The organism is Mesorhizobium sp. M7A.F.Ca.MR.176.00.0.0 (genome assembly GCF_004023165.1).
GTDB lineage: Bacteria > Pseudomonadota > Alphaproteobacteria > Rhizobiales > Rhizobiaceae > Mesorhizobium.
In genome coordinates, this window is the sequence record NZ_RZTC01000116.1 from 3,821 (window position 1) to 7,117 (window position 3,297).

The 3,297-nt window shown below is 62.0% G+C and carries 4 protein-coding genes (1 of these 4 running past the window's edge); all 4 read right to left on the minus strand.

Annotated elements, in window-relative coordinates; translation table 11 throughout:
- Positions 1–12, minus strand: partial view of an SUF system Fe-S cluster assembly protein gene (locus EOB59_RS28205; RefSeq protein ID WP_128289734.1) — the beginning only. It extends 372 nt beyond the left edge of the window; the window shows 12 of its 384 coding nt (coding positions 1–12); it begins with the start codon at positions 10–12; its stop codon lies off the left edge, out of view.
- A gap of 25 nt (positions 13–37) precedes the next feature.
- Positions 38–1,282, minus strand: coding sequence for a cysteine desulfurase (locus tag EOB59_RS28210; protein WP_128289735.1), 1,245 nt, complete (start codon positions 1,280–1,282; stop codon positions 38–40).
- A gap of 4 nt (positions 1,283–1,286) precedes the next feature.
- Positions 1,287–2,555, minus strand: coding sequence for a Fe-S cluster assembly protein SufD (sufD, locus tag EOB59_RS28215; RefSeq protein ID WP_128289736.1), 1,269 nt, complete (start codon positions 2,553–2,555; stop codon positions 1,287–1,289).
- 19 nt (positions 2,556–2,574) lie between these two features.
- A partial coding sequence (gene sufC, locus EOB59_RS28220) for a Fe-S cluster assembly ATPase SufC (protein ID WP_245486793.1) occupies positions 2,575–3,297 on the minus strand: 723 nt, incomplete at its 5' end.

Here is a 3,297-nt window from a genome sequence, read left to right on the forward strand (position 1 = left end):
TGCTTGCATCATCCATGGTCGTCACCCAAAAAACTCGTCATCCGAAGAATTTGCGCGCTTTTTCAAGCGCCTCGGCCAAAGCGTCAACTTCGGCCCTGGTATTATACATGCCGAACGATGCCCTGCATGTGGAGGTTACGCCGAACCGTTTCAACAGCGGCTGGGCGCAATGGGTGCCGGCGCGGACAGCAACGCCCTGCCTGTCTATCACCATCGACACGTCATGCGCATGAATGCCTTGCAGTTCGAACGAGATGATGGCGCCCTTGCCGGGCGCATCACCGAAGATGCGCAGCGAATTGATGGAGCGCAGCCGCTCATGCGCGTAGTTCTTGAGGTCTTCCTCATGGGCTGCAATGCGCTCGCGGCCGATCGTTTCCATATAGTCGAGCGCGGCACCCAGCCCGATCGCCTGGACGATCGGCGGGGTGCCGGCTTCGAAACGGTGCGGCGGCTCGTTGTAGGTGACGATGTCTTCCGTCACCTCCTCGATCATCTCGCCGCCGCCCATGAAGGGCCGCATGCCAGCGAGAATGTCCTTCTTGCCGTAGAGCACGCCGATGCCCGACGGGCCATAAACCTTGTGCCCGGTGAAGACGAAAAAGTCGCAGTCGAGATCCTGCACGTCGATAGGCATATGCACGGCGCTCTGACTGCCGTCGACCAGCACCGGAATTCCGCGCGCATGCGCAATGCGCACGATCTCCTTGATCGGCGTCACCGTGCCCAGCGCATTCGACATCTGCGTGATGGCGACCAGTTTGGTGCGCTCGGTCAGCCGCTTCTCGAATTCCTCGATGTGGAAAACGCCGAGATCGTCGACCGGCACCCAGACCAGTTTGGCGCCCTGCCGCTCGCGGATGAAATGCCACGGGACGATGTTGGAGTGGTGCTCCATGATCGACAGCACGATCTCGTCGCCCTCGCCGATGTTGGGCATGCCATAGCCATAGGCGACCGTGTTGATGGCCGAAGTCGTGTTCGAGGTGAAGATGATGTTGTCGGTGCTCGGCGCGTTTAGGAAGCGGCGCACCGTCTCTCGGGCCTTTTCGTAGGCGTCGGTCGCGGCGTTCGACAGAAAATGCAGGCCGCGGTGGACGTTGGCGTATTCCTGGGAATAGGCATGCTGGATTGTGTCCAGCACCGCCTGCGGCTTCTGTGCCGAGGCGCCATTGTCGAGATAGACCAGCGGCTTGCCATAGACTTCCCGCGACAGGATCGGGAAATCGCGGCGGATCGCTTCGACGTCGTAGAAATCTCCGATCTTGCCCGGTGCGTTCATCAGATCACCCGTGTGCCGCGAACCAGCCGTCGAGCCGCGCTTCCAGCGCTTCGACGATCGCCTCGTCGTCAAGTTCCTCGATCACCTCCGCGACGAAGGCCTTCACCAGCAACCCCCGTGCGCTTTTCTCGTCGACGCCACGCGCCATCAGGTAGAACAGATGGTTGTGGTCGATTTCGGTGACCGTCGCGCCGTGGCCGCAAATCACGTCGTCGGCGAAGATTTCAAGCTCGGGCTTGGTCGAGAACTCGCCATCGTCCGACAGCAACAGCGTGTTGCAGGCCATCTTGGCGTTGGTCTTCTGCGCATATTGATGGACGTTGATGCGGCCCTGGAACACACCGCGCGCCTTGCCCGTCACCACATTGCGGATGATCTCCGTCGAGGTCGTGTGCGGCACGGCATGGTCGAGAACCATGGTCACGTCGGTGTGGGTGTCGCCGGCCAGGAGGTTGATGCCGCGAAGCTTGAAATCGGCGCCTTCGCCAGTCGTCCTGACCATGATCTCCTGGCGCACGAGCTTGCCGCCGGCATTCATGACGAACAGCGTCAGTTTCGCATTCTTGCCGATATGGGCCTTGAACTGCGCCAGATGCGTCGCTGTTTCCGGCTGCTCCTGGACGATCAGCCACGTCACCTCGGCGCCCTCGTCGAGCACGATCTGGCTGACCGAGCTGCCCAAGGCAGCGCCATCACCCGTCTGGCGCTCGACGATAACGGCCTTGGCGCCGGCGCCGACACGAACGGCCAGGCGCACATGGGTCTGGCCGCCGGCCTGCAGGTTCTGCAGCTCGACCGGCTTTTCAAGTTCCACACCATCGGCGATGTCGACAAAATACCCGTCGGCGACAAAAGCCGTGTTCAGCGCGCCGATGGCGTCGTCGCTGCCATAGGGGTCGAGCCCAGCTGCTGCGCTGCCGTCGATCAGCTTTTCCGAAAGGCGCTGGAAAGAGACGCCTTCAAGAACCGGCACTTTGGCGTCGGACTTGCCGTTCAGGATCGACACCACGGTGGAACCGTCGACGATCGGCGCAATGGCTTTGGCCATGGCGGCTGGGTCGAAGTCCGGCACGGTATTCAGCAACCGGCGCAGGTCGGTGTAATGCCAGGATTCGACACGCCGCGTCGGCAGGCCGTGCTTGATCGTCTCGATGGCGTCGTCGCGCTTCAGCATCACCGCGCCGTCGCCGGGCAGCAGCGACAGCCGGTCGCCGAACGCGTCGATCAACGCTGTCTCGGCCGGTGTCCGCTGCGGTTGTGTGTGCATGTTCATCGGTATTACCTCTGGCATCTCACGCGGCTTCGCCGATCACGCCGGCATAGCCATTGGCTTCCAGGTCAAGCGCCAGCGACTTGTCGCCGGACTTGATGACCTGGCCCTTGTAGAGAACGTGCACGCTATCGGGCACGATGTGCTCAAGCAGGCGCTGGTAGTGGGTGATGACCAGGAACGCCCGGTCCGGCGCGCGCAGCGCGTTGACGCCGTCGGACACGATCTTCAGCGCATCGATATCGAGGCCGGAATCGGTCTCGTCGAGCACGCACAGTTTCGGCTCCAGCAGCTTCATCTGCAGGATCTCTGCCCGCTTCTTCTCGCCACCGGAGAAGCCGACATTGAGCGGCCGCTTGAGCATCGCCATGTCCATGCTGAGCGAGGCGGCGGCTTCCTTCACGCGCTTCAAAAATTCCGGGATCTTCAGCGGCTCCTCGCCACGCGCCTTGCGTTGCTCGTTCATCGCCACCTTCAGGAATTCCATGGTCGCGACGCCCGGTATCTCCATCGGGTACTGGAAAGCGAGGAAGATGCCTGATGTAGCGCGCTCGGCCGGATCCATTTCGAGGATCGACTGGCCGTTGTAGAGGATGTCGCCTTCGGTCACCTCATAGTCCTCGCGGCCGGCGAGGATGTAGGACAGCGTCGATTTTCCCGAGCCGTTCGGCCCCATGATCGCGGCGACCTCGCCGGCTTTCACCGTCAGGTTCAGGCCGCGGATGATTTCGGTGCCATCGTCGAC